We start from the raw sequence: 23656 nt of genomic DNA on the forward strand, positions 1-23656 counted from the left end.
AACTTTGTATAATATCATATACCCTTAAGGGTATATTGTAAAGTTGTTTGTTTTTTTGAAACCTCTTAGAGTATAATAAAAATGCAAAAGCCACTAACTTTATTGGCTTTTGCATTGCTCAACTACACTGCTGGATAGTCCAATTAATTCATTCCATTTACGAACGAACGAAAGAATCAACCGTTTTATTATCATACTTCCTATAATCTCTTTGTAAAACTATAATCCATTTCTCCACCTAACGCTTCAGGTGTATCACCAGTTTCTCTAAAATCATGTGTATAAATTTGTTCAAATGAACCGAAATCTACTTGCTTATAAAATTCGAAACAAGGGAATCCATCATGTTCTCCTTGAGTATCGATACTACTATCCTTGTTCACACATACAGTTAATAAATAGTCCACAGGAGGGGCATACACATTTAACGGATTACTAGCGCTTGCACTCATTTTAAATTGCACACCATCAGAATTCCATGAAATATCCGTACACACAATATTTTCAGTACTCGCTTTTCCTGTTCTTTTATTCACAGAACCATCTGGATTTGTAATCTTCTCTGTCGTAATACCCGTGTTTGCATATGAAAACACTTCTTCTTTATAAAAGTCCACTACTACCTCTTGCTCAACTCTAGAGCGCATAGTATTTACCGCATGTGGTGTAAATTCACGTGAATCACCTTCGAATTGGATTACTCTTCCTGTTTGTACATCCTTACTCGGTTCCGTCCAAGACACTGGAATAAATACACTGGCTCTAATTTTAACGATATTCGTCATAAGAAACACCCCTGTAATTCTAATTTTATATACTGCATACTATTGAATAAAATAGACCACAATTTCAATCCTAGAACCAATAGCTTTCTCTTTTACGTTTGCTACTTCCTTCTAAAAAATAGCGCTATATTTATATCTAGATTTTCGTTTTAAAGCTATATTCCATTTCTCCAGCTAGTGCTGCTGGGGTATCATCCGTTTTCCTGAAATCATGTGTATATATTAATTCAAATGAACCAAAGTCGATTTGTTTATAAAATTCATAGCAAGGAAAACCATCATGTAAACCTTCAACATGCACAGTACCACTTTCATTAACTCGTATAGTCAAAAAATAATCAGCTGCAGGTGCTGCCGCGTTTAACGGATTACTTGCACTTGCTCTCATTTCAAATGAAACTTCATCTTCACTCCATACAATATTTGTACATGCAATGTTTTCTGTACTTGTTTCTCCTTTTTGATACTCAATTGAGCCATCTGGATTTGTAATTTTCACAGTGACGATACAAGCATCTGCATATGTGAAAATCTCTCTTTTATAAAAATCAATATTCACTTCTTGTTCTAATCTTGAACGCTTTGTGTTCACAGCGCACGGTGTAAACTCCCGTGCATCTCCGGCATATTCAAACACTCTTCCCGTCGCAGGATCCTGAATAGGTTTCAGCGAAGCATACGGTGCAAATACACTCCCTCTAATTTTAACGATATTAACCATGTGAAACCTCCATAATTCATTGATTTTATTTAGATAAATCATTATTTGTTCTATCACTATTATATAGTCAATTTGATTGACTATAAGTAAGGAGGTTATATACATGGAGCATCAAATATTTAACGAATTAGATCTCACTTCACTTTTATCATTATCCTTCAGCACATTAATTACTGAACTACATGACAAATTAAGTGAATTGGGATTTGAAGATATTAGGCCAGCGCATGGTTTTATGTTCAAACGCATCCTTCCTAATGGAGCAACCGGTATAGAACTAGCTGAATATTTAGGGGTTTCAAAACAAGCCATAAGTAAAATGGTAGATTCTCTTGAGAACAGTGGTTATGTCACGCGCCAAACGCATCCTACTGATAAAAGAGGTAAAATTATTGTTTTAACCGAGCGTGGTTTAGCAGTAATGAAAGCAAAAGAAGAAATAGTAGCTGAAATAGAACAACGATGGATTGCAAACATAGGTGCAGAACGAATGCAAATGCTTAAAGAGGATTTAACAACATTCGTTACTAAAGAAAATACAGGAAAATTATCATCGAGCATACGACCTGTTTGGTAAACAAAAACTCCATATAATAAAAAAGAACGGACATAGCATTTCTATGTCCGTTCTTTTCATCACACATACTTCCGATGCACCATTTTCCCATCATAAGAAAACACAACGCCCTTACTCTCCACAATCGATTCCATATGCACTGTTCTTCCCCATAGCTGATGAAGATACGGTAATACTTTTTCTAAGTATTTTAAATCTAACTCAATTCCTTCATAGCTATGTTTAATGTACAATTCCCCATTCTTTAAGTAGTCTCCATCTTCTACTACTAAGTACGGGAAACCTCCATTTGTACGCATATTTACGAGTTGATCGCGTACATGCTCCCATTCTTTATCAATTACTTTATATTCTTTTCCTTGGCGCTGGAATAAGTACATATCTTCTCTCATTACAAGTTTTTTATTTAAATAGTTTCTTAGGAACGATACATCCCATTCAATTTCCCGTACTTCAAAGATTTTGTCACGACCAGAACCAGGTTTCACACCGCGTCGTTTCATTTCTTCTGTCGGGTTGTTATAGCGCTCTTCAATATCTTCGAACATTTTAATACCGAGGTAGTATGGATTAATACTTGTTTTTGATGGCTGTACGACACCTGCATTTAATTTCGCAAATTCAATTGCTTCACCAGATGTTAAGTCCATTTCACGAAGTATGCGTTGATGCCAGAAGGAAGCCCAACCTTCATTCATAATCTTCGTTTCAAGCTGTGGCCAGAAGTATAACATTTCTTCACGCATCATCGTTAATATGTCGCGCTGCCACTCTTCTAGCTCACGGCTATATTCTTCAATAAAGAGGAGTAAATCTTTTTCTGGCTGCGGTGGGATTTTCTTCTTTTTATGCATATTAGGTCGTTCTCTCTTTTTGTTTCGATCATCTAAATTCCATAAATCATCGTACTGTGATATCTTTTTCTTTTCTACATCCTCTTCTAAATCTTCAATACTCCATGCAAGTTTCGGACGCATAAGCGATGGATCAATATGTTCTTGAATGGCAAGTACGGCATCTAAAAATGTTTCTACCTCTTCTCTTCCATACTTATGTTCATACGCCTTCACACGATCTGCTGTCGCTGCCATACTCTCAACCATATCGCGTTTCGTATTAGAAAAACGAATATTATTTTTGAAGAAATCACAATGTGCTAAAACGTGCGCCACGATTAATTTATTTTGAATTAAAGAATTCGTATCTAATAAAAAGGCGTAACATGGATTAGAGTTAATAACGAGTTCATAAATTTTACTAAGTCCTAAATCGTATTGTAATTTCATTCTGAAAAATTGCTTTCCAAAACTCCAATGCGAAAACCTCGTCGGCATCCCATATGCACCAAATGTATAGATAATTTCCGCTGGACATACTTCATAGCGCATCGGATAAAAATCAAGACCAAATCCAGTCGCAATTTCCGTAATTTCAGCAATCGCATATTGTAGTGCTTTATCATCACTTGCTCTCATTATTTTCCCTCCTTACACTTTCCCTTAAGAAAGTGTATGATGAGGAACAAGCTTTCATGAGGATTGATTGCATAATAAAAAGACACCCTCTTAAAAAACGAGAATGCCTCTTTCTAATTAACCCTCAATAATCTCCATCTTCTCCGTAATCGGTGTACGCGCTTTTCCTTCTGGTGCTTTATCGAAATAGCCGATATGAAGAATTCCAATGATGCGTTGACCTCTTGTTAAACCAATTCCTTCTATAAATAGTGGATTGTAGTTTAATCCACCTGATTTCCAAACGCACCCTAAGCCGCGTTCCCAAGCAAGTAATTGGAAGTTTTGCATAAATGCACATGTTGCAGCGTAATCTTCGTCACGTTGAATTTGACGCGGATCTTCATTAATGTAAACAACGATTTGTGCAGGTGTGCTTAAGAAACGATCAGATAAAGTTTTGCCGCGTTTTGCTCTTTCTTCTTCTGTGAAAGAGTTTAGTACTGCGTCTACTAATTTCTGACGGCCTTCTCCAATGTATAATTTACAATTCCATGGTTCACGGTGTTTATGATTCGGTGCCCATGTTGCGTCGTTCAATAGTTCAATTAATAGCTCTTTTTCTACTGCTTTATTTGTAAATGTACGAACAGAACGTCTTTCTTTAATAACGTTTGCGATGGAAGTATATGTAGTCATATTTTTCTCTCCCTTATTTTTATCTATATGTATAAATCCGTCATTGATATTGATTTTCAATTTCGATTATAACCTAGTTTTTCACTATTAATCAATGTTTTATGTTGGAAAACCATGAAAAACTTCTTTTTATACTGTGAATAAAAAAACTTAACTTGTTCACAAGTTTTTCACATTTTATGGAAATGATATGTGTAAGTTTTCCACATTACCCATCTAGGAGGAGTTTATATGTACAAGAAAATCGCAGTAAGTATGACTATGGCAGCATTATTGTGCGGGATATCTGTCTTTCCTGCTTCCGCTGCCACGCCAAAAGAAGTAACAATGCACCATCATAAGCCTATTTCAGAAGAAGAAATGCAGTCGCTCGAAAAACTCGGCTATAATAAACATGAAATTTGGAAAGCTGCCCACATTGCAAGAATAAGTAAAAAAGAAATTAAGGACGTTTTAGCTTACTATAAGCAAAATAAATCTTGGGAGAAAACAGCCGAGCATTTCGGTGTAGACCCAAGTAAATTGAAAAAGCATCATATGAATAAAGAAACGAAAAAAGCACTACTGCAAAAATTAGCAAATATGCAAAAGTCCACACCAGATGGACTGAAACAAAAAATGAAAGAATATAACATCGGCTTACGCCAACTTACCGTGTTAACAATCATCTCTCAAAAAAGTAATACCCCTCTTGACGATGTACTAAAAATGAAAAAAGATGGGATGGATATTAAACAAATTGCGGAAAAATTAAGTGTTAAAAAAGAAGATATACGGGCAGAAATGATTAAATTAGTGAAGTCTATTAAAGAAAAGAAAACAAATTAGCCTGTCAAAAAGGAAGAGATATTCAATACTCTTCCTTTTCTTTATGAACTTTCAATTTTCAAGTATAAATTCCCGTCTTTCCCAAAAACTAACATAAGAAAATGATGTAGTAAGGGGTGAGAAAATGTTTCGTTTATCGTCTAAAAAGAAGAAAAAAACAATCTGTTCCATTCCAGAGTTTATCCATACTATGAAAGAATCGAGTGATTTCGTTTCTTATAACATCGTAGAAGATGGGACATTATGTTTGTTTTACTATAAATCTACGGCTGAATCACTCCTCATTAATCGATTCATTTTAACACCTATAAAAAGAGAATTAGATCACATTGAAAATATAAGTGATATAGCAAATATCGTCACACTTGAGGAGATTATCACTGGCCCTACTATTGATGACATTCGTGAAAAATTATTAAGTGGGTATGTACTTATACAACTAAAAAATGATTCTCAAATCGCAGAATATGCACTTATTCGTGCTGAAAGTTCCGTTTTAGGTACACGGCTATATAACGATACTGAAAATGAATATAGTGTCATCGGTCCAAAAGTCGGATTTGTTGAGAATATCGATACAAATATACACTTACTTCGGCGAAATATCGTCACAGAACAATTAGTTTTCAAAGAAGTTATAGTTGGTTCTATATCAAAAACAAAAGTCGTAGTTGCTTACATCGAAGATATTACGAATGAGCAGCACGTTAATACTGCGATGCAGCGCTTACAAGACATTGACTTTGATGTTCCTTTCGATGCAACTATGATTGAACAGTTTATTAGTGATAACAGCAACTCTCCCTTCCCTGTTTTACTTCCTACAGAGCGTTTAGATCGCTCCGTTTATGCATTATTGAATGGAGGAGTCGTCATTTTAACAGACGGTTCACCTTACGCATTAGCTGGACCAGCGACATTACTCGATTTCTTCGTCTCTCCAGAAGATTATTATTTACCATGGATAGCAGGCTCATTTCTTCGAATGGTTCGCTTTTTCGGAGCAGCATTCTCGCTATTTTCATCAGCTATTTATACAGCTGTATTAACGTATCACTATCAAATGATTCCTGCGGATTTACTAGGTCCGATTATTTTTTCAAGAGCTAATGTACCCTTTCCGCCCATTTTAGAAGCACTTTTTTTAGAAATCACAATCGAATTGCTCCGTGAAGCTGGAGCACGATTACCTACAAAAGTTGGACAAACAATCGGTATCGTTGGCGGGATTGTAATTGGCCAAGCATCTGTTCAGGCTGCTTTAACGAGTACCATTTTATTAATTGCAGTTGCTTTATCAGCACTCGCTTCTTTTACAACACCAACTGTAAAAATGTCTTCTACTATCCGGATACTACGATTTCCACTTATTCTTTTAGCTGGTGCATTTGGGGGCTTAGGTCTCATTGTAGGATTCGTACTCATATTAGCTCATTTAATTCGCTTAAAATCACTTGGATCACCTTATTTATTACCTCTATATCCATTTCGCGGTTTAGGAACGGCAGAAGGTCTCTTTCGCTTGCCATTTAGTCAAACTGCAGGACGTGCCTCTTTTCTAAGACCAAAAAAGAAATGGCGCTATGATCCAAACAAAGCGAAAGAAAAACATGATGGTGAAGAGAAATGAAAAATACTTTATTATGCTTTGCCATTATCATTTTAATTTTCCAATCCGGCTGTACACAACCGAATATAGTAGACACACAGCGAATGATTCATATAGGTGGATTTGATATAACGAAAGATAAAAAATTTCGCGGGACAATCTTATATCCCGATTACACAAAAGGCGTTCAATCAAAACCAGAAACTCAGTCAACTACCGCAGATACAATTGAAACAATTTCTTCACTTCTAAACGCCAAATCACCACATACGATCGCTGTAGGTCAAATGCGTGTTGTCCTATTTGGAAAATCATTTGGTGAACGTGGAATTGGGGATGTTATTAACAACTTACAACGTGATCCTAATATTGGCCGAGATGTGCAACTAGCGCTTGTAGATGGTTCAACAGAAGAATTACTTAAACATGTCAAAACGAATGGATCGCTATATCTATCTGATTTACTGGAGCAAAATATAGAAACCGAGACAATCCCTCGGACAGCTTTAAATATTTTTTTATATAACTTTTATTCATCTGGATGCGATCCATTTCTTCCTTATATTAAAGTTGATGAAGACAAGTCTGCTTCCATTAAAGGAATTGCTTTTTTAAAAAAGGATAAAGTGGTTATGTACACAGATAAAAAAGGATCTTTTTTATTAAAACTACTCATTAATCCAACTAAAAATGGTCGTTACGAAGTTCCGATACGTCAAGGTAAGCATAAAGGATTGATCGCTACTCAAAACTTATCCGGGAAAAGTTTTTGTTCTCTTTCCCAAAACGGTGACATTCCGAAAGTTAACATCCACTTAAAGTTAAACGGACTTATAAAAAATGCTCCCGACTGGCTCGATTTAGCAAAGCACGAAAATATAACTTACGTAAAAAAACATGTAGAAAAAACGCTTGAGAAGCATTTAAACGAATTAATAAAACAATTCCAAGAAAAAGAAATCGATCCGATAGGTATACAAGAAGAAATTCGTAGTCATTCAAGAAAATGGACTATAAAACAAATTCAAGAAATGTACCCTAATGTAGACGTTGCTGTTCATGTGCAAATCAATGTCGTGCAATCTGGTATCGGAGAATAGTGAGGTGCTGTAATGGCTGGACAAGATAAAACACATACTGTTTCCCCTTATTTCACATTTCTTCTATTACACTCCCTTCAAATTGGAGTAGGTGTGTTAGGATACCAAAGGATTATTGCGCAATATGCCGGTTATGATTCTTGGATTTCTCTTATTGTTGCGGGCATTGCAACTCATATCGTGCTATTTTGCATGCTTAAAATGTTAGAAAAAGATAATGATTTAATGAATATTCATACGACATGTTTCGGAAAGTGGATTGGAACATTTTTGTCCGTATGCTTTGCTGCATACCTTCTATTATTTTGCCTTACTGTCCTTCGTACATATATTGAAGTCATTCAAGTTTGGGTCTTCCCTACAATTAAACCGTGGAAATTAACTTTATTATTTTTACTTGTGACTTACTACGTAATTAAAGGTGGTTTTCGCTCTGTAACAGGAATATGTTTTTGGGGCGTCGTAATACCGATTTTCGTCCTATTTTTCTTAGTTTTCCCAATGAAATACGCGCATGTCCGTAACATTCTCCCAATTCTAACTCATTCACCTTTAGAAATTCTAACTGCAGCGAAATCATCTGCATTAGAATTTCTTGGATTTGAAGCAATTCTTGTTTTTTATCCATTTATAAAAAAAGAAAAATCATTAAATAAATGGGCGCACGGTGGTATTGCTTTTACAACAATTCTATACGTAATACTAGCCATCGTTTCCCTTATGTACTATAGCCAAGGACAACTGCATCATACAATTTGGCCAACACTAACAATGCTAAAAATCATAAAGATTCCTTTTATCCAAAGGTTTGAGTACATCATTATTTTCATGTGGTATCTTATTATTTTACCTAATCTTTGTTTAACAATTTGGTCTTCTTGTTGCATTAGTAAAAGGTCTTTTCACGTACCATTTAAAATTACACTTCCATTTTTTATTGCAGCTATATTTATTTCATCCTTATTTTTCACAAACCGTGAAAGTATCAATACATTAAATACAGTACTGTCTCAAGCTGGTTTATATATTGTATACGCTTATATACCAATTTTATTTCTATTCCATTCACTACGATGGCGCTTCAAAAATCAGTCGAAAAAATCTTCACCCGACACACCATGATATTTGATACAATTTGGTTAATACATTTGTAAAGGGGACAAGCGAATGAAAAAGTATGTATTTTCTTTACTTGCAGTACTGAGCCTAATTCTTGTTGGATGCGGGAGTACTAGTACAAATGACAAAAAATCTTCTGAATCAAAAGAAGAGCATGACCACGCATCACATACTCAGCAAGCTGATATTCAAGAAAAGACAAAAGGAGTCGACACACTCCCTACCTTCCTAGACAAGCTTGATCCGCAAATGAAAGATATCTACACTGTCGCTGGACAAAATGCAGAGCTATTAGATTGGATTCCATGTTACTGCGGTTGCGGTGAGACTGTAGGACATAAAAACAATAAAAACTGCTTTATTCGTGAAATTAAAAAGAATGGTGAAGTTGTTTGGGATTCCCACGCAACAACTTGTGTCAACTGCCTAGAAATCGCGGTTGAATCGGCTTCCATGAAACAAAAAGGAAAATCAACGCTCGAAATTCGTAACTATATCGACAATAAATACAAAGAAGGGTATGGCAAGCCAACACCTACGCCAATGCCAAAAGCATAAAAACGAGGAAATCCCTCGTTTTTCTCTTTTCATTCACCTTTTTTCTTAACAAATTCTTTCAAGTGTATTTCTCCTTACTTGTCACACACTATATATAACTCCTCGGTAAGGAGGGTACACAGTGCAAACATATAACGACTATGATAAAGCTCTCTATTACACGTATTGCTGTAATTGGGATAAATTACTCGTTCTCATGGTTCAAACGAACGATCAATTATTTTCTAAGCGTATTGAGCATTTTTTACACGCTTATCAATACAGTAAAGAACTACCAGAAGTTGATAAACAATTGCAGCTCCTATTTCAATATATTGACCACGCATCCCAAAAGTCACATGTAGAAGAAGTAGAGCAAATTCAAATGTAAAATATAGCGCTATTCTCTTTATGAGAATAGCGCTTTTTTAAAATGTTTATATCAATAAAAGTTTCTCCTTATAAAACTTTTATTGATAAACATATTTTTCTTTCTTTTCCCTACTACTTCATACTATAATTTAGTATGTAACTATTATAAGTGAGGTATAAAATATGGGACGAGAAAAAAAGCAAGAGTATGCTTTATTTGCTGCATGGGGAGCTTCGTTTATTGCTACATTAGGAAGTCTATACTTTTCCGAAATTATGAAATTTGAGCCTTGTGTCCTTTGTTGGTATCAACGTATTTTTATGTATCCATTTGTTTTATGGCTCGGTATCGCTGTAGTAAAGAAAGACTATCGCATTGCAAGTTATTCTTTACCAATCGCAAGTATTGGTGCTTGTATTTCTTTATATCACTATGCAATTCAAAAAATCGCAGCATTTTCAGCTGCTGGGGCAGCTTGCGGCCGCGTACCTTGTACGGGAGAATACATAAACTGGTTCGGCTTTGTGACAATCCCGTTTTTAGCACTTATCGGCTTTATCACAATCGCTGTTTGTAGCTTCATCGTAATTAAAAACAAATAAGGAGATGAAAGAATGAAAAAAATGCTTATATTTGGCGGTATTATTATCGCCTTGTTTGCAGCAATTTTCGCTGTAACACAAATGGAAGAAAAAAATGCTTCAACAAGCCAAAAAATTGATAATGCTACTAGTCAAACAGATGGTTCTGACTACTACACAAATAAAATCTCTCTTTCAGATCTCCAAAAGAATTTAAAAGAGAAAAAAGAAGAAACAGTATACTTTTATCAAACATCTTGCGTTCATTGCCAAAAATTATCTCCTATCGTAGTACCAATGGCTAAAGACTTGAATGTTGATATGAAAGTTATGGATATTGAAAAATTAGATGCTCCTTGGGATGAATATAAAATTAAAGGAACTCCAACAATCATTCATTTTAAAGACGGTAAAGAAGTGAGCCGTATTAGCGGCGAACAACCGGAAGACAAATTAAAAGAGTGGCTTGAGCAAACGAAAAAATAATAAGAAAAGGAAACTCCTTCTATACATGAAATGGGCGTAAAATCCCACACTAATGTATGAGGAGGGGGTTTTATGCCAGAAGTGAAATGCTCTGTTTCCAATTGCTCATTTTGGGGACAAGGTAACCTTTGTCAAGCAAGTGCAATCGTTGTTCAACCTGATGCACAAGAAGCAGGTCAAATTGAAAACAGTTCATATACAAACGCTACTTTAACAAACGAGACGCTTGAAAGTTCTGTAACAACGAGTGTAGAAACGTGTTGTCATACATTTAAACCGAAATATTAAACGTAAAAGCATACGATTAGTCGTATGCTTTTTTACATTCCTCTCCAAACATCATGCATCATAAAAAAGTACAAAATAACGAGAAGGACCGTCCCGCATAAAGTAATGCGCCGATATACACTCTTCTCCCCTTCCCTCGCTTTAACAAATGCCCAAATAAATCCAACGAACAATATTAAATCAATATATGGAACATAAAAGGAGAAGACGAGTAACGCATATAAATACACGATAAATAAACAAGTCGTGATTAAGAAAATTTTAAATGCAAATTCACTTTTCATAATGTGACCGCCCCCCAGTCTGTACTGTATTATATTCAGCAAAACATAATAGTTGCTGTTTCAATTTTTTTATCTCACTATTTACAGGCGCGCGATTGGTATGAAATCATTAAAACCAACTAAACTTCATCACAAATAAGCTACCGCCTATACACGGTAGCTATTATGGAACATTATATTTCCTTTTATATATGTTACTTAAAATCGAATAAGGTAATTGCTCATAACGAATTTTTTCTCCCGTTACATCTACAATATACAAATTGTTTCCTATATAATAGGTTCCATCTTTTCGTTTTGAATACACTGTATATTTTTCATTTGGCAATACCGTTTTTACTTTCGTCAATTGTCCATTTGGTTCTTGCCAATATATATTTACACGATCTACTAACGTAAGCATTCCAATTTGTTCTTCTTCTACTTTACGACCATTCCAACTCACAACCCGATAACCAAGCTTATACGCTTCATATTCGGGACCCGTATGAAAACGAGAAATAATTACTTTCGTCTGTAATTGTACCCGGTCGTATAACCATTGTATGTCCCGATCGTGCATGCGAATACAACCATTCGACTCCCTGCTTCCAATCGTCCATTCCCGATTTGTTCCATGAATTGCATATTCCTTTTTATCTAGACCTAACCACCTCGTACCGAGAGGGTTATTCGGAGCACCCCCAGCTATTTTTTTACGATGGTATTCTTTATTTTTATATTTAGTTATAATACAAAAATTACCCTCAGGCGTCGGGGTCCTGTCTTTTCCTGTCGTTATCGGAAATGTTTTAGTATAGTTTCCATCTTCAAAAAAAGACAGCTGATTCGTCGTAAGGTTAACTAATATTAAATGATCTGTATTAGCAAAAACGCTAGCTGGCAGGCAGAAAAATAGGATTACGATAAACCATACTTTCTTCATCTAAATCCTCCCTAGCACTAACATCATAATAAAGTGAAACTTTACTCGGCTTGGGATTTTGTCCATCCCCACTGAGGATTAGCCTTCACCAATCGAGCATTTACGGACATTTATCTCCCACCTAACTTCCTTGTATTCACCGAATTGTTAGGTAGGGGTCTTACTGCCCGCAAATAGCGGGATAAAGTGAAATTTTAATCAGTGGGGGTTTTGTTCATCCCCCACTGATTATTAGCCTTCACCAATCGGGCATTTACGGGCAGTTAATCTCCCACCTAACTTCTGTGCTCCACCTGAATTTTGAGGTGGAATTTTACTGCCCGTTAATGCGGGATAAATACAATTAACTTTACTTTGCTCTTATAAATGAAAACTATCCATTCACAATTACTCCACCATTTACATGCATCATCTGTCCCGTTACATATGCCGAATCACTAGACGCTAAATATACATATGCAGGCGCTAATTCATACGGCTGACCAGGCCTTTGCATAGGAACATTGCTCCCAAACTGTGATACTTTTTTCTCATCAAAACTAGATGGAATAAGCGGAGTCCAAATTGGGCCTGGTGCAACACCATTTACACGAATTCCTTTTTGTACTAACGACTGAGATAGCGATCTTGTAAAAGCGACAATTGCTCCTTTCGTTGCAGAATAATCAATCAACGTTTCATTTCCTTCATACGCAACGATAGATGCCGTGTTTATAATTACATCCCCTTGCTTTAAATGAGAGAGGGCTGCTTTTGTAACATGAAAATAAGAAAAAATATTAATACGGAACGTTTTTTCTAGCTGTTCCGCTGTAATATACTCTAGTCCTTGCTGCGGATATTGCTGTGCGACGTTATTCACAAGAACATTTAGCCCCCCTAGCTGCTGGGCGGTCTCTTCTACAATCTCTTTACAATGTTGTTCATTACTCAAATCTCCCGGCAATAATACACAATTCACGCCTTCTTTTTCCACAAGTTGTTTCGTCTCAGTTGCATCTTCGTCCTCATCTAAATAAGCAATCGCAATATTTGCTCCCTCTTTTGCAAAAGCGATAGAAACAGCTCTTCCAATCCCGCTATCTCCTCCTGTAATTAATACATTCTTTCCTTTTAACTTTTCACTTCCTTTATAATTTGGATCTTCAAACTTTGGAAGAGGATTCATTAACGATTCAATACCAGGTTGTTTATTTTGATGTTGTGCTGGCATTGTTAAAAAGTTTTTTTGCTGCGGCATAACTTCCTTCAACTCCTTTCCCCTTATAATGCGCACAATAAAAAAAACTACTTACACATTAAAGAACCGCAATGCACACACAGTTTTACGATTAATATTCGAATTTACGACATAAAATATGAGTTGTTCTAAAGTTTTTATGCAAAACTATTGCAAAATAGTTAAAAAACGAATATTATATATAACTGTTGTGAAAATTATTCGTAAAAAGAAAGGATGTTTATATGTTTAACCTTTCAAAACATAAAACTTCTATTAAAACTGAAATTATGGCAGGTATTATTACCTTTTTAACAATGGCATATATCATTGTCGTAAACCCTGTCATCCTTGGGGATGCAGGTGTTCCTTTTGAACAAGCATTTACAGCTACAATTATCGCTGCTGTTGTCGGAACATTATTTATGGCGATCTTTACTAATTTACCAATCGCAATTGCACCAGGTATGGGATTAAATGCTTACTTCTCTTATTCTGTTGTAAAAGCCCATGAAGGCATGACTTTCGCAATTGCATTCTCTGCTGTATTCGTAGCAGGTATGATTTTAATTTTGTTATCATTCACATCTTTCCGTACAAAATTAATGGAAGTAATTCCTGAAAACTTAAAACATGCACTTACTGCTGGTATCGGTCTTTTTATTGCTTTTATCGGTTTGCGCTTAACGGGAATTGTTACAAAAAATGATGCAAACTTAGTTGGGCTTGGCGATCTTCACTCTGCTCCAGTTCTACTAGCATTAGCTGGCCTTGGAATTACAATTATCCTTATGTCTTTAAATATAAACGGGGCACTATTTATCGGAATGTTATTAACTGGTATTATCGCTTACTTCACAGGTCAATTAACATTCTCAAGCGGCGTTACATCAATGCCTGGATTACCAGAAGGAATTATCGTTTCAAATCCAATTACTGCTGTATCTGATGTAATTAACTACGGATTATACGGCGTTGTGTTCTCATTCTTCCTTGTTACACTATTTGATACAACTGGAACATTACTTGGCGTTGCACAACAAGGTGGATTTATGAAAGATGGAAAGCTTCCAAAAGCAGGACGAGCTCTTCTATCTGACTCATTCTCAGCAACAATTGGAGCTATGTTCGGAACAACACCATCAACAGCTTACATTGAATCATCTGCTGGTGTTGCAGCTGGTGGTCGTACTGGTTTAACAACTGTTACAGTAGCTGTTCTATTTGCATTAGCAGCATTCTTCGGACCGTTAGTGAGCGCTGTTTCTGGCGTTTCAGCTATTACAGCACCATCACTAATTATCGTTGGTAGTCTTATGATGGGCTCAGTTCGCCACATCGATTGGGATACATTCGATGAAGCATTCCCAGCATTTTTAGTAATCTTAAGCATGCCACTTACATCAAGTATCTCAACAGGTATTGCACTTGGATTTATTTCATACCCACTTATGAAAGTGGCAAAAGGACAATTCCGTGCTGTTCACCCACTTGTGTATTTATTCGGGATCTTGTTCGCTTATCAATTAGTTTTCTTACCACATTAAAATCCCTCGTAAAGAGGGATTTTTTATTTACAAAAAAACATTTGACAACAGCATACACTTATGGAATAATTCGAAATAGTTAAATATTCGATGTCTTATCAAGAGCAGGTGGAGGGATGAGCCCTACGAAGCCCGGCAACCGACCCATTTATGGGCACGGTGCTAATTCTTACAACACATTGTGTTGAAAGATAAGAGTAATATGATAAGACGTCTTTTCTATATGAAAAGACGTTTTTATTTTCACTCCCTCCTCTCTTTTCTTAATTTAGGAGGGATTTTTTCATGAAAAAATTATGTTCCACCGTACTCATTATTCTCTTACTCGCATTAACAGCTTGCACAAATGAACAAGATGCCATCTCTTCACAAAAGCAACAAACGGTGAAGAAAGAAGCTACTACAGCAGCAAATCATTTACAAACAGAAATTCCAAGCCAAGTAAAAAATCCATTAAAAATCGCATTAATTATGCAAATGTCCATCGGAACTTTTTCCTCTCAATATATTGAGGGTGTCAAAAAACAAGTCGAGCTATTCGGCGGCAGTGTGCAAGTCTACAATTCTGATAATGATTTAGCAAAAATGGTAGCAAATCTAGATACTGCTATTAATTCAAAAGTTGATGGTATTTTAATTGATCACGGTCGCTCTGAAGCACTAAAACCCGGAGTAGAAAAAGCATTACAAGCGAATATTCCTGTAGTTGCATTTGATAACGACCTACGCTTACCAGGCGTAACGATTATTGATCAAGATGACTATAGTCTTGCATGGAAATCATTAAAAACGTTAGCGGAAGATCTGAATGGACAAGGGAATATCGCCGTCGTATGGGTTGGCGGATTTGCTCCAATGGAACGTCGCAATGTTATCATTGATGCTTTTTATAAACGTTATCCAAATATAAAAGAAGTTGCACGCTTTGGTACCGCTAGTAATAACACACCACTTGATACGCAAACACAAGTAGAGGCTTTACTAAAAAAATATCCGAAAAAAGGTGATTTACAAGCTATTTTCGCTTCGTGGGATGAGTTTGCTAAGGGGGCCGTCAAAGCACTCGAACAAGCTGGTCGTACAGATATAAAAGTATACAGCATTGACTTAAGTAATGAAGATTTACAACTCATGCAAAAAGAAAATTCACCTTGGACTGCTACGGCTGCAACCGATCCAGCTGAAGTCGGTAAAGTTCAAGTGCGTTTCTTATACAAGAAAATCGCTGGTGAACAAACGCCAGATATTTATTCACTAGAACCTTATTTAGTAAAGAAAAATAGTTTGCCACAAGAAAATATAACGATGGATCAATTATCAAAACATATAAACGGTTGGGGAGACTCGAAAGATGCATATTCACCTTGGATGAAAAAATTAGAGAAGGAGAAAAAATGATGACATTCTCTCTTCAAAACATTACACATTCTTATCACATCTCTACCCCTGTACTAGAAAATGTTTCTATTAACATACAAAAAGGAAAAGTTCACGCTTTACTAGGAATGAATGGTGCAGGAAAAAGTACTTTACTAAAAATAGCAACTGGTGAAATTCAACCAGTTGCTGGGAATATAAAAATTGATAATCAGTCTATTTCCTTTACTTCACCACGCGATGCAAAAAAGCATGGTATTTCCTTCGTAACACAAGAAGTGGATCACGGACTTATTCCTGGATTATCTGTATTAGAAAATGTACTAATCGATCATTTAGCAATGCAAAATAAAGTACTATTTTCAAAGTCAAAATTAGTCTCACTCGCTAAACAACATTTGCAAACTGTACAGGCTGATTTAAATGTTTCGGAAGATGTTTCAAACTGCTCATTACATGAAAAACAATTACTTCTTATCGCAAGAGCTTTATCCAACAATACAAATTATCTTTTATTAGATGAGCCTACTTCTTCTCTTGGACCGAAAGAAGTAGAAACCTTCGGGCAACTATTAAAAGATTTAACATTGAAAGGAATTGGCATCATCTTAATTTCTCATCGTTTATCAGAGATTCGAAATTTCGCAGATGATGTAACCGTATTACATAACGGTAAAGTTGCAATTTCTGAAGCGATTACAAAGGTTACAGATCAACAAATTGTGGAAGCGATGACTGGAAAACAACTTACACTTCCTATTAATACAGCGCCAAAACGAGGGAACGAAGAATTATTTAAAGTACAAGAACTTCCATTACACAAAGACCATTCTCCTCTTTCTCTCACCGTACGGAAAGGTGAAACTGTTGTGATATACGGATTAATTGGCAGTGGCAAAACAACACTTGCTGAAACGTTATTTGGTACTCGTCATACTTATCACGCAGAAATAGATGGTCAAACAATAACAATTAAAACACCGCGAGATGCGATTAAAGCAAAGATCGCACTTGTACCAGAGGAAAGAAGAAAACAAGGCGTATTTCTTTCGGAAGATATTATAAGCCACACTAATTTACACCAATCAGGTTGGAGACGAAAGCAAACCGAAGTAAATAATGCTACTACAGCAATTTCTTCTTTCAGCATTTCACCCAATGACCCAAAAGCATTTATTCATTCACTTAGCGGTGGAAACCAGCAAAAAGTCTCCATTGCAAAGTGGCATGGATTCAAACCGAATCTATTTCTTTTGGACGAGCCAACTAAAGGTGTAGACATAGCTGCAAAACAAGACATTTTTCAATTCATTCGTAACATTACCGAAAACGGAAGTTCCGTAATTTACTTCACAGGAGAACAAGATGAAGCACTACATATCGCTGATCGCATTCTTATACTCGCAAACGGAGAATTTGTAGGTGAATACTTACCAGACGAACTATCTCCTGAACAGCTTTTACATTTATCTGAAGGGAGTTATTCCATTGAATCTCGTTCATAAAACAAAAACTAAGAAACTATATTTACCTACTCATCTTTTTTATCAATTTAGTACGATTGCTATCATTATAGGTGTTACAATTTTCTTCTCTATCGTCAACGATTCTTTTTTAACATACAACAATATTAGTGATATTTTACGTTCCATTTCTATCGTAACGTTACTTGCAATTGGTGTTACCTTTACATTAATTGTAGATGGATTTGATTTATCAGTCGGCTCTACCGCTAGTTTAGCAACCATTGCCGCTGCTTCCTGTCTCATTTTATATCGACAAGAACTATTAGTCACACTCCTTGTTCCTATTCTTTGTGGGCTATTAGTTGGATTATTAAATGCACTACTCGTTATCCGAATTAAACTACCAGATTTACTAGCTACATTAAGTATCATGTATATCGTGAATGGACTACATTTAACATTTTCAAAAGGATCTTCTATTTATGAAGGAATGTCTGGTGCCAAAGGACATTTTATTCCATCCTTTTTATTTATCGGTCAAGGTTCTGTGTTAGGAATTCCAGTCCCTGTCATTATCATGCTTATCGTCGTTTTAATTGCATATGTATTTTTAGAAAAAACAACGTACGGTCGTTTCTTTTATATGACAGGTGGGAATCGAGAAGCTGCTAGACTAGCTGGTATTCCTACTGATCGTTACCGTGTATATGCTTATATGATTAGCGGTTTACTTGCCTCTATTGGCGGTATTATTCTATGTAGCCGCGTTGGAACAGGACAAGTTTCAGCTGGCGCCCCATTATTAATGGATGCAGTTGCAGCTGCCTATATCGGTTATGCAATGTTCGGTGCTAAGAAACCAAATGTCATCGGAACATTTCTTGGTTCCGTATTAATTGGAATCATATTAAACGGCCTTACAATGATGAACGTTCCTTATTATGCGCAAGATATCATTAAAGGCAGTATTTTAATTGCAGCTTTAGCCTTTTCATTTATTAAAAAGAAGCGTAAATAAAAAAGTAGCGCATCGAATTCCGATGCGCTACTTTCCTTTTGCAACAATCACACGAACTACTTTCAACGCAAAAAGCAAAAGACCGTTCGCTATTGCTGTAACACCTAAGAAGATTGCTATCATAAGCTCTCCCATTCCGTTATTAAATATAAAAATAATAGAAGAAATGAAAGCCAAAATAAACAATATGAACGCTGGTATATATTTAATAAAAGGCTTCTCAAATGATCTTTTAGAAAGAAGAAATGTAATTAACAATGTCATAATAAAAACAAAATATATCGCAAATAAAAAAGTCATATGAAAGCCTCCTCTACGACCAAATTACTTAAAAGAGGTTAGAAACCTTTAATATTTCTCATTTACCTGCAATTCTTTACTATACTTTTGAATGAACACTGATGAAATAACCATTACCATTCCTATACTAAAACCAATAAGCTGATCTAATAACATTTCATCATGAATGAACCAGCGCAATAGAAATACGCCACCAAAAATAAGCAACATTGTAAATCCAGTATGTCTAAGCCCTTTATATACATTTTCCATATGTATCACCTCTCCACATACTTTTATCCATATTATACCATAATCCCAAAATGTATATAACCAACATTCGGTATTGAAACCAATAATAAAAAAGGCTGCAGAGAACTCCTTCTCCACAGCCTAATTATTATTTTTGCAAAAACGTCTGCAAATCTGCAAATTGTCTCTTTGCATCTTCATAGCCTTGCTCATATAAACTTTGTAATTTAGCCGTATCCTTTTCCATACGATCTACTTGAAGCGGCACTTCTGGACGAATAACAAATAAATTACCTGCTTGCTCTTCTTTTTCAATGTAGTGAAGTGTTTCATTATACACTTCATAACGATTCAGCATCGTATTTACAAGGTTTGGATACTTCTTATAAGCCTTTGCTGCAATCCAACCAAATTTTGATTTTTTCTTCGCGTAACCATGATTTCTCGTCAAAATAACGACTGATTTTTTAAATCCATCTTCCTGTGCTTTACGAACTGGAATCGGATCTGAAATCCCGCCATCTAACAATTGCTTACCTCGGTAGTTTACTGCCGGTGCAATGAAAGGTAATGAACTAGATGCTTGCAATAAATTTAGTGCATCATCATTCGTTCCCTCTTTTTCAAAATAAACAGACTGTCCTGTTTCACAATCAGTTGTTCCTACAAGGAAACGCTCTGGACTATTAAAGTATGTTTCAAAATCAAACGGTACATGCTTTTCTGGAATTTCATGAAAAATGAATTCCATATCAAATAGCTGACGTTTTTTCCACAAGTTTTTATACGATAAATACTGCGGATGTGATGCATAATCAATATTTACTGTTTTATTTCTATTTCTTTGTCTGGAAAGATACGACGCTGCATGACAAGCACCAGCTGATACACCAATTACATATGGAAAATATAAATCTTGTTCCATAAAATATTCTAATATCCCGCCCGTATATACACCACGCATACCGCCGCCTTCTAATACTAACCCCGTATTTTCAAGCATGTTATTCTCTCCTCTTTATATATATTGACTCTTTAATTATTCACTATGTTAAGTATCTTTTTCTATTATATATGAGTTCTTTCAGAAATTATATTGAAAAGGCTTGAAATGGAGGGGTTTTTTCTTCCAATTATATTTCCAAATGACCAGAGACATCCTTTATAAATCTTTGAATAAAATCTTGCTCTTCTTTCGTATATCCATCTAAAAGTAACAGCCACTTTTCTTCAGCTTGTTTATGCAATTTTTCATGAGCTTTATATATTTCATTTCCTCTTTCCGTTAAGCGGAAGAAAATTTCTTTTTGATTATCTAACATTTGCATTTTCTCAACGAATTGCTTTTGAAACAACTTTGTACAAATTTTAGAGATTGCGCCTTTCGTCATTCCCATTTCTGTTGCAATAGCAGTTACATTCATCAGACCATTTTTTCCGATACACTCGATAACATGTAACTCAGATAAAGACATACCACTTACACCTGTCTCACGAAGAAACTTCTCATTATTTTCTTTCAAATGCTCTTCTTTTTTATGAAAAAGTGTACGAATATCCGAAAGTATTTCCATTTGTTTCGCTGTACGTTCCAATCCATTCGCCTCCTAAGTTTCCAAAGAAACAATTTAACTATATACCATTTTAAAATCATTTTTTCATCTTTACAAGTGAGAAAATCATGTTAAAATTAATTTAGTTTCCAAGGAAACCAAATGACAAGGAGGTTAACATTATGGAAAAAACCAAACTGAATTTCATTTTATATGTTGTCTGTATGAGTGCCTTACTCGGTTCCTTCGCTCAAAATATTTATACACCTATCTTGCCGATGATTCAAAATTCGTTTCATACTTCTCTTTATCTTGTAAATTTAACCGTTTCACTTTTCACATTCGTTCTTGCGGTTATGCAGCTCATATACGGACCTTTAATTGATACAAAGGGAAGAAAATCTGTCCTTATCCCTAGTTTAATCATTAGTACAATCGGCTCAATTGGTTGTGCTTTCTCACCAAACATTTACTTATTTCTATTTTTTAGAGCTGTTCAAGCTATAGGAATAGCGGCTATACCTGTAGTTGCAGCAACGATTATCGGTGATTTATTTGAAGGAAAAGAACGCGGAGAAGCGATGAGCCTTTATCAAATGTTACTTGCTCTCGCACCTGCAATCGGTCCTCTCATAGGTGGCTATCTCGGCAGTATAAATGGCCACTTATCTGTATTTCTTTTTTTATCTACAATTGGCATCATCTTATTAATTATAAACATTTCACTACTTCCAGAAACAAAACCAAATGTAATTGAGACACCTAAAGCAAAAAAGAATTACTGGCTTATCTTAAAAAATAAAACTGGATTTTCCATTACACTTATTGGCTTTATTCAATTTTGTATATATTTCTGTTTCCTCGTTTTTTTACCTAGCATATTAACAAATATATTTCATCTAAGCGCAAGAGAAATTGGTCTTATGTTTGTACCGATGTCCCTTTCTCTTATGTTAGGAAGCTATTGCTACAAATTTTTGCAAAAACATTTCACAACAAGGCAGGCTTTATTCATCACTAGTTTCTTCAACATTATATGTGTCACTTTATTCTCTTTTACATATAGCATCAATATCCCATCCGTAATTATCGTTACCTCTTTATACGGTTTTAGTATGGGAATTTCTATGCCGACTCACACTACTTTATTAACGGAAGAATTCGTACAAGAACGCGCAACTGCCATCGGTATGTACAACTTCATTCGCTATCTTGGTATGGGTACAGGGCCTATTGTAGGTGGGTTTCTTTTATTTAATCAAAATTACTTTTGGATTTTCTTCCTAGGGGCAATTATATTTCTACTTATAGTTTTACACGCAATGAAAATGCTACATTCCCATGCTGCACAAAGAGCTTAAGAGACCTATAGATGGTCTCTTAAGCTCTTTGATCAGCAACGATATGAATATCAATATACTTCGTTTGTCTCATAATTTCATTTACAATAGAACCTTTTCGTATTTCTTCCCACCGTGTTCTCGCCGATTGCCCAAGTAAAACTTGTGTCACCTGTAGTCTTTTTGCAACTTCAATAATAACATCAGCGGGCTTTCTTCCCTTTGCTTCTTCTAATACAAAGCTCGCATCAAATTGATTCGTTAGCGATTTCCATTCTTCAATCGTTTGCTTTTTGCCTGCTGAAATAGAATCTATATTTTCTCTTTCAACGTTTAACACATACAATTCAGCATTTAGCCGATCAGCCATGCGCCAACCTCTCCGTATTAATTTCTCTGCTGTTGAACTGTATTGTACACAAACGAGAATTTTTTCTTTCACACCGATCGGTTCTATTACTGTTTGGCTAATTTTCTCATCCATATCATCTGCAACTTCTCGAAGTGATAACTCTCTTAATGCCCCTAAATTATTTATCGTAAAGAAGTTTTGTAAGCTTTGTTGAATTTTTTCTTCCTTATATATCTTTCCATCTATTAATCTCTTCCGGAGTACCTCAGGTGTCGCATCAACAAGCTGAATTTCATTTGCTTTTTGTAAAATAAAGTCTGGAATACGCTCTCGTACTTTGACATTCGTAATTTGAGCTACAATATCATGAACGCTTTCTAAATGTTGAATATTAAACGCTGATAATACAGATATACCGGCATCTAACAATTCCTGCACATCCATGTAACGTTTCTTATTTTTCGATCCGGGAATATTACTATGAGCAAGTTCATCCACAACAACAATTTGTGGTGCCCGCTTTATAATTTCTTCTACATCAAGTTCATAAAATACTTTCCCTTTATAATCTATTTCTTTTAAAGGAACTTTTTCTAAATCAGCAATTGCTTCTTCCGTCTCTTTTCTACCGTGTGTTTCAATTAAACCAACTACAATATCAATACCGTCTTTTTTCATCTCTCTTGCATCAAATAGCATTTTATAACTTTTCCCAACTCCAGGTGCAGCCCCTACGTATAGCTTTAACTTTCCGCGATTTTGCTGCCGAATATATTCTAAATACTCTTCTGGCGTTCGCCTTTGAAACGTCGGTTTATAGTCATCCGCATACAAAACACTCACAACCTTTCTTTCGAAACAGCGCTACCTCAATCCGTTAGATTGAG

General features: G+C 35.6%; 27 protein-coding genes and 1 riboswitch. Of the genes, 15 read left to right on the plus strand and 12 right to left on the minus strand.

The window, feature by feature from the left end; translation table 11 throughout:
• Nucleotides 1-200: 200 nt before the first annotated feature.
• Both JFU18_RS11600 and JFU18_RS11605 read right to left on the minus strand, forming a co-directional pair.
• Entirely contained in the window at nucleotides 201-785 is a 585-nt protein-coding gene (locus JFU18_RS11600; RefSeq protein ID WP_201034731.1) for a DUF3238 domain-containing protein, read from the minus strand.
• A gap of 136 nt (nucleotides 786-921) precedes the next feature.
• Entirely contained in the window at nucleotides 922-1506 is a 585-nt protein-coding gene (locus JFU18_RS11605; RefSeq protein ID WP_201034730.1) for a DUF3238 domain-containing protein, read from the minus strand.
• A 103-nt stretch (nucleotides 1507-1609) separates the two neighbouring features.
• Here JFU18_RS11605 and JFU18_RS11610 point away from each other — a divergent pair, with 103 nt between their 5' ends.
• Nucleotides 1610-2083 (plus strand): MarR family winged helix-turn-helix transcriptional regulator, encoded by a 474-nt coding sequence (locus JFU18_RS11610; protein ID WP_201034729.1) that lies wholly within the window; start codon nucleotides 1610-1612, stop codon nucleotides 2081-2083.
• A gap of 59 nt (nucleotides 2084-2142) precedes the next feature.
• Here JFU18_RS11610 and spoVR read toward each other — a convergent pair whose 3' ends face one another.
• Nucleotides 2143-3558 (minus strand): stage V sporulation protein SpoVR, encoded by a 1416-nt coding sequence (gene spoVR, locus JFU18_RS11615; protein WP_002029894.1) that lies wholly within the window; start codon nucleotides 3556-3558, stop codon nucleotides 2143-2145.
• 117 nt (nucleotides 3559-3675) lie between these two features.
• Nucleotides 3676-4236 (minus strand): nitroreductase family protein, encoded by a 561-nt coding sequence (locus JFU18_RS11620; protein WP_002125380.1) that lies wholly within the window; start codon nucleotides 4234-4236, stop codon nucleotides 3676-3678.
• Nucleotides 4237-4467: 231 nt separating this feature from the next.
• Here JFU18_RS11620 and JFU18_RS11625 point away from each other — a divergent pair, with 231 nt between their 5' ends.
• The 9 genes from JFU18_RS11625 (at nucleotide 4468) to JFU18_RS11665 (ending at nucleotide 11157) form a co-directional block, all read left to right on the plus strand.
• On the plus strand, nucleotides 4468-5064 hold the full coding sequence (locus JFU18_RS11625; RefSeq protein WP_201034728.1) for a hypothetical protein: 597 nt from the start codon (nucleotides 4468-4470) through the stop codon (nucleotides 5062-5064).
• Nucleotides 5065-5188: 124 nt separating this feature from the next.
• Nucleotides 5189-6694 (plus strand): spore germination protein, encoded by a 1506-nt coding sequence (locus JFU18_RS11630; protein ID WP_033729732.1) that lies wholly within the window; start codon nucleotides 5189-5191, stop codon nucleotides 6692-6694.
• Nucleotides 6691-7773 (plus strand): spore germination protein GerYC, encoded by a 1083-nt coding sequence (gene gerYC, locus JFU18_RS11635; RefSeq protein WP_088291180.1) that lies wholly within the window; start codon nucleotides 6691-6693, stop codon nucleotides 7771-7773. Before JFU18_RS11630 ends, gerYC begins: the two co-directional genes overlap by 4 nt.
• A 12-nt stretch (nucleotides 7774-7785) precedes the next feature.
• On the plus strand, nucleotides 7786-8895 hold the full coding sequence (locus JFU18_RS11640; protein WP_002029888.1) for a GerAB/ArcD/ProY family transporter: 1110 nt from the start codon (nucleotides 7786-7788) through the stop codon (nucleotides 8893-8895).
• A gap of 45 nt (nucleotides 8896-8940) precedes the next feature.
• The gene (locus JFU18_RS11645) at nucleotides 8941-9450 is read left to right on the plus strand and encodes a PCYCGC domain-containing protein (RefSeq protein WP_201032506.1); all 510 of its coding nucleotides are present in this window, start codon (nucleotides 8941-8943) and stop codon (nucleotides 9448-9450) included.
• A 121-nt stretch (nucleotides 9451-9571) separates the two neighbouring features.
• Complete coding sequence (locus JFU18_RS11650) at nucleotides 9572-9820, plus strand: YhdB family protein (RefSeq protein WP_001195459.1); 249 nt, start codon at nucleotides 9572-9574, stop codon at nucleotides 9818-9820.
• 164 nt (nucleotides 9821-9984) lie between these two features.
• On the plus strand, nucleotides 9985-10404 hold the full coding sequence (locus JFU18_RS11655) for a disulfide formation protein C (protein ID WP_002125372.1): 420 nt from the start codon (nucleotides 9985-9987) through the stop codon (nucleotides 10402-10404).
• A gap of 12 nt (nucleotides 10405-10416) precedes the next feature.
• The gene (locus tag JFU18_RS11660) at nucleotides 10417-10869 is read left to right on the plus strand and encodes a thioredoxin family protein (RefSeq protein ID WP_002029885.1); all 453 of its coding nucleotides are present in this window, start codon (nucleotides 10417-10419) and stop codon (nucleotides 10867-10869) included.
• A 72-nt stretch (nucleotides 10870-10941) separates the two neighbouring features.
• Complete coding sequence (locus JFU18_RS11665) at nucleotides 10942-11157, plus strand: DUF1540 domain-containing protein (RefSeq protein ID WP_002029883.1); 216 nt, start codon at nucleotides 10942-10944, stop codon at nucleotides 11155-11157.
• A 32-nt stretch (nucleotides 11158-11189) separates the two neighbouring features.
• Here the strand turns inward: JFU18_RS11665 and JFU18_RS11670 are convergent, their stop codons facing one another.
• The 3 genes from JFU18_RS11670 to JFU18_RS11680 form a co-directional block, all read right to left on the minus strand.
• The gene (locus JFU18_RS11670; protein WP_002029881.1) at nucleotides 11190-11441 is read right to left on the minus strand and encodes a hypothetical protein; all 252 of its coding nucleotides are present in this window, start codon (nucleotides 11439-11441) and stop codon (nucleotides 11190-11192) included.
• Nucleotides 11442-11604: 163 nt separating this feature from the next.
• Complete coding sequence (locus tag JFU18_RS11675; RefSeq protein ID WP_078205452.1) at nucleotides 11605-12366, minus strand: L,D-transpeptidase; 762 nt, start codon at nucleotides 12364-12366, stop codon at nucleotides 11605-11607.
• A 373-nt stretch (nucleotides 12367-12739) separates the two neighbouring features.
• Nucleotides 12740-13606, minus strand: a complete 867-nt coding sequence (locus tag JFU18_RS11680; protein WP_002087502.1) for an SDR family oxidoreductase — start codon at nucleotides 13604-13606, stop codon at nucleotides 12740-12742.
• A gap of 224 nt (nucleotides 13607-13830) precedes the next feature.
• On the opposite strand from JFU18_RS11680, the gene JFU18_RS11685 reads away from it, so the two are divergent.
• From JFU18_RS11685 to JFU18_RS11700, 4 genes are all read left to right on the plus strand, one after another.
• Nucleotides 13831-15132 carry an NCS2 family permease gene (locus tag JFU18_RS11685; RefSeq protein WP_002029878.1) on the plus strand — a complete coding sequence of 434 codons (1302 nt, stop codon included), beginning with the start codon at nucleotides 13831-13833 and terminating at the stop codon, nucleotides 15130-15132.
• 92 nt (nucleotides 15133-15224) lie between these two features.
• Nucleotides 15225-15330: riboswitch (SAM riboswitch) on the plus strand.
• Between the two features lie 87 nt (nucleotides 15331-15417).
• Nucleotides 15418-16530 carry a sugar ABC transporter substrate-binding protein gene (locus JFU18_RS11690; RefSeq protein WP_201032504.1) on the plus strand — a complete coding sequence of 371 codons (1113 nt, stop codon included), beginning with the start codon at nucleotides 15418-15420 and terminating at the stop codon, nucleotides 16528-16530.
• Complete coding sequence (locus tag JFU18_RS11695; protein WP_016101770.1) at nucleotides 16527-18014, plus strand: sugar ABC transporter ATP-binding protein; 1488 nt, start codon at nucleotides 16527-16529, stop codon at nucleotides 18012-18014. The genes JFU18_RS11690 and JFU18_RS11695 overlap by 4 nt, the downstream gene beginning before the upstream one ends.
• Complete coding sequence (locus tag JFU18_RS11700) at nucleotides 17998-18993, plus strand: ABC transporter permease (protein ID WP_001054974.1); 996 nt, start codon at nucleotides 17998-18000, stop codon at nucleotides 18991-18993. Before JFU18_RS11695 ends, JFU18_RS11700 begins: the two co-directional genes overlap by 17 nt.
• Before the next feature lie 27 nt (nucleotides 18994-19020).
• Here JFU18_RS11700 and JFU18_RS11705 read toward each other — a convergent pair whose 3' ends face one another.
• The 4 genes from JFU18_RS11705 to JFU18_RS11720 form a co-directional block, all read right to left on the minus strand.
• Nucleotides 19021-19293 (minus strand): hypothetical protein, encoded by a 273-nt coding sequence (locus JFU18_RS11705; protein WP_016101771.1) that lies wholly within the window; start codon nucleotides 19291-19293, stop codon nucleotides 19021-19023.
• A 48-nt stretch (nucleotides 19294-19341) separates the two neighbouring features.
• Nucleotides 19342-19545, minus strand: a complete 204-nt coding sequence (locus JFU18_RS11710; protein ID WP_000432819.1) for a hypothetical protein — start codon at nucleotides 19543-19545, stop codon at nucleotides 19342-19344.
• A gap of 127 nt (nucleotides 19546-19672) precedes the next feature.
• Nucleotides 19673-20527: a patatin-like phospholipase family protein gene (locus tag JFU18_RS11715; RefSeq protein ID WP_002029877.1), complete on the minus strand. Its 855-nt coding sequence runs from the start codon at nucleotides 20525-20527 to the stop codon at nucleotides 19673-19675.
• A gap of 130 nt (nucleotides 20528-20657) precedes the next feature.
• Nucleotides 20658-21119, minus strand: a complete 462-nt coding sequence (locus JFU18_RS11720; protein WP_002125351.1) for a MarR family transcriptional regulator — start codon at nucleotides 21117-21119, stop codon at nucleotides 20658-20660.
• A 140-nt stretch (nucleotides 21120-21259) separates the two neighbouring features.
• Between JFU18_RS11720 and JFU18_RS11725 the strand changes: the two genes are divergently transcribed.
• Nucleotides 21260-22438 (plus strand): MFS transporter, encoded by a 1179-nt coding sequence (locus tag JFU18_RS11725; RefSeq protein WP_201034727.1) that lies wholly within the window; start codon nucleotides 21260-21262, stop codon nucleotides 22436-22438.
• Nucleotides 22439-22457: 19 nt separating this feature from the next.
• On the opposite strand, the gene kdpDN is transcribed toward JFU18_RS11725, so the two are convergent.
• The gene (kdpDN, locus tag JFU18_RS11730) at nucleotides 22458-23612 is read right to left on the minus strand and encodes a KdpD-like non-kinase potassium sensor (protein WP_087946251.1); all 1155 of its coding nucleotides are present in this window, start codon (nucleotides 23610-23612) and stop codon (nucleotides 22458-22460) included.
• Nucleotides 23613-23656 lie beyond the last annotated feature (44 nt).

The sequence above is a fragment of the Bacillus sp. TH22 genome, from assembly GCF_016651015.1.
GTDB classification, from domain to species: Bacteria; Bacillota; Bacilli; order Bacillales; family Bacillaceae_G; genus Bacillus_A; species Bacillus_A mycoides.

Excerpts from the sequence above, each read along its gene's own strand:
- JFU18_RS11600 (WP_201034731.1), bottom strand. The coding sequence starts at position 785 with ATGACGAATATCGTTAAAATTAGAGCCAGTGTATTTATTCCAGTGTCT.
- JFU18_RS11605 (WP_201034730.1), bottom strand. The coding sequence starts at position 1,506 with ATGGTTAATATCGTTAAAATTAGAGGGAGTGTATTTGCACCGTATGCT.
- JFU18_RS11610 (WP_201034729.1), top strand. The coding sequence starts at position 1,610 with ATGGAGCATCAAATATTTAACGAATTAGATCTCACTTCACTTTTATCA.
- spoVR (WP_002029894.1), bottom strand. The coding sequence starts at position 3,558 with ATGAGAGCAAGTGATGATAAAGCACTACAATATGCGATTGCTGAAATT.
- JFU18_RS11620 (WP_002125380.1), bottom strand. The coding sequence starts at position 4,236 with ATGACTACATATACTTCCATCGCAAACGTTATTAAAGAAAGACGTTCT.
- JFU18_RS11625 (WP_201034728.1), top strand. The coding sequence starts at position 4,468 with ATGTACAAGAAAATCGCAGTAAGTATGACTATGGCAGCATTATTGTGC.
- JFU18_RS11630 (WP_033729732.1), top strand. The coding sequence starts at position 5,189 with ATGTTTCGTTTATCGTCTAAAAAGAAGAAAAAAACAATCTGTTCCATT.
- gerYC (WP_088291180.1), top strand. The coding sequence starts at position 6,691 with ATGAAAAATACTTTATTATGCTTTGCCATTATCATTTTAATTTTCCAA.
- JFU18_RS11640 (WP_002029888.1), top strand. The coding sequence starts at position 7,786 with ATGGCTGGACAAGATAAAACACATACTGTTTCCCCTTATTTCACATTT.
- JFU18_RS11645 (WP_201032506.1), top strand. The coding sequence starts at position 8,941 with ATGAAAAAGTATGTATTTTCTTTACTTGCAGTACTGAGCCTAATTCTT.
- JFU18_RS11655 (WP_002125372.1), top strand. The coding sequence starts at position 9,985 with ATGGGACGAGAAAAAAAGCAAGAGTATGCTTTATTTGCTGCATGGGGA.
- JFU18_RS11660 (WP_002029885.1), top strand. The coding sequence starts at position 10,417 with ATGAAAAAAATGCTTATATTTGGCGGTATTATTATCGCCTTGTTTGCA.
- JFU18_RS11665 (WP_002029883.1), top strand. The coding sequence starts at position 10,942 with ATGCCAGAAGTGAAATGCTCTGTTTCCAATTGCTCATTTTGGGGACAA.
- JFU18_RS11670 (WP_002029881.1), bottom strand. The coding sequence starts at position 11,441 with ATGAAAAGTGAATTTGCATTTAAAATTTTCTTAATCACGACTTGTTTA.
- JFU18_RS11675 (WP_078205452.1), bottom strand. The coding sequence starts at position 12,366 with ATGAAGAAAGTATGGTTTATCGTAATCCTATTTTTCTGCCTGCCAGCT.
- JFU18_RS11680 (WP_002087502.1), bottom strand. The coding sequence starts at position 13,606 with ATGCCGCAGCAAAAAAACTTTTTAACAATGCCAGCACAACATCAAAAT.
- JFU18_RS11685 (WP_002029878.1), top strand. The coding sequence starts at position 13,831 with ATGTTTAACCTTTCAAAACATAAAACTTCTATTAAAACTGAAATTATG.
- JFU18_RS11690 (WP_201032504.1), top strand. The coding sequence starts at position 15,418 with ATGAAAAAATTATGTTCCACCGTACTCATTATTCTCTTACTCGCATTA.
- JFU18_RS11695 (WP_016101770.1), top strand. The coding sequence starts at position 16,527 with ATGATGACATTCTCTCTTCAAAACATTACACATTCTTATCACATCTCT.
- JFU18_RS11705 (WP_016101771.1), bottom strand. The coding sequence starts at position 19,293 with ATGACTTTTTTATTTGCGATATATTTTGTTTTTATTATGACATTGTTA.
- JFU18_RS11710 (WP_000432819.1), bottom strand. The coding sequence starts at position 19,545 with ATGGAAAATGTATATAAAGGGCTTAGACATACTGGATTTACAATGTTG.
- JFU18_RS11715 (WP_002029877.1), bottom strand. The coding sequence starts at position 20,527 with ATGCTTGAAAATACGGGGTTAGTATTAGAAGGCGGCGGTATGCGTGGT.
- JFU18_RS11725 (WP_201034727.1), top strand. The coding sequence starts at position 21,260 with ATGGAAAAAACCAAACTGAATTTCATTTTATATGTTGTCTGTATGAGT.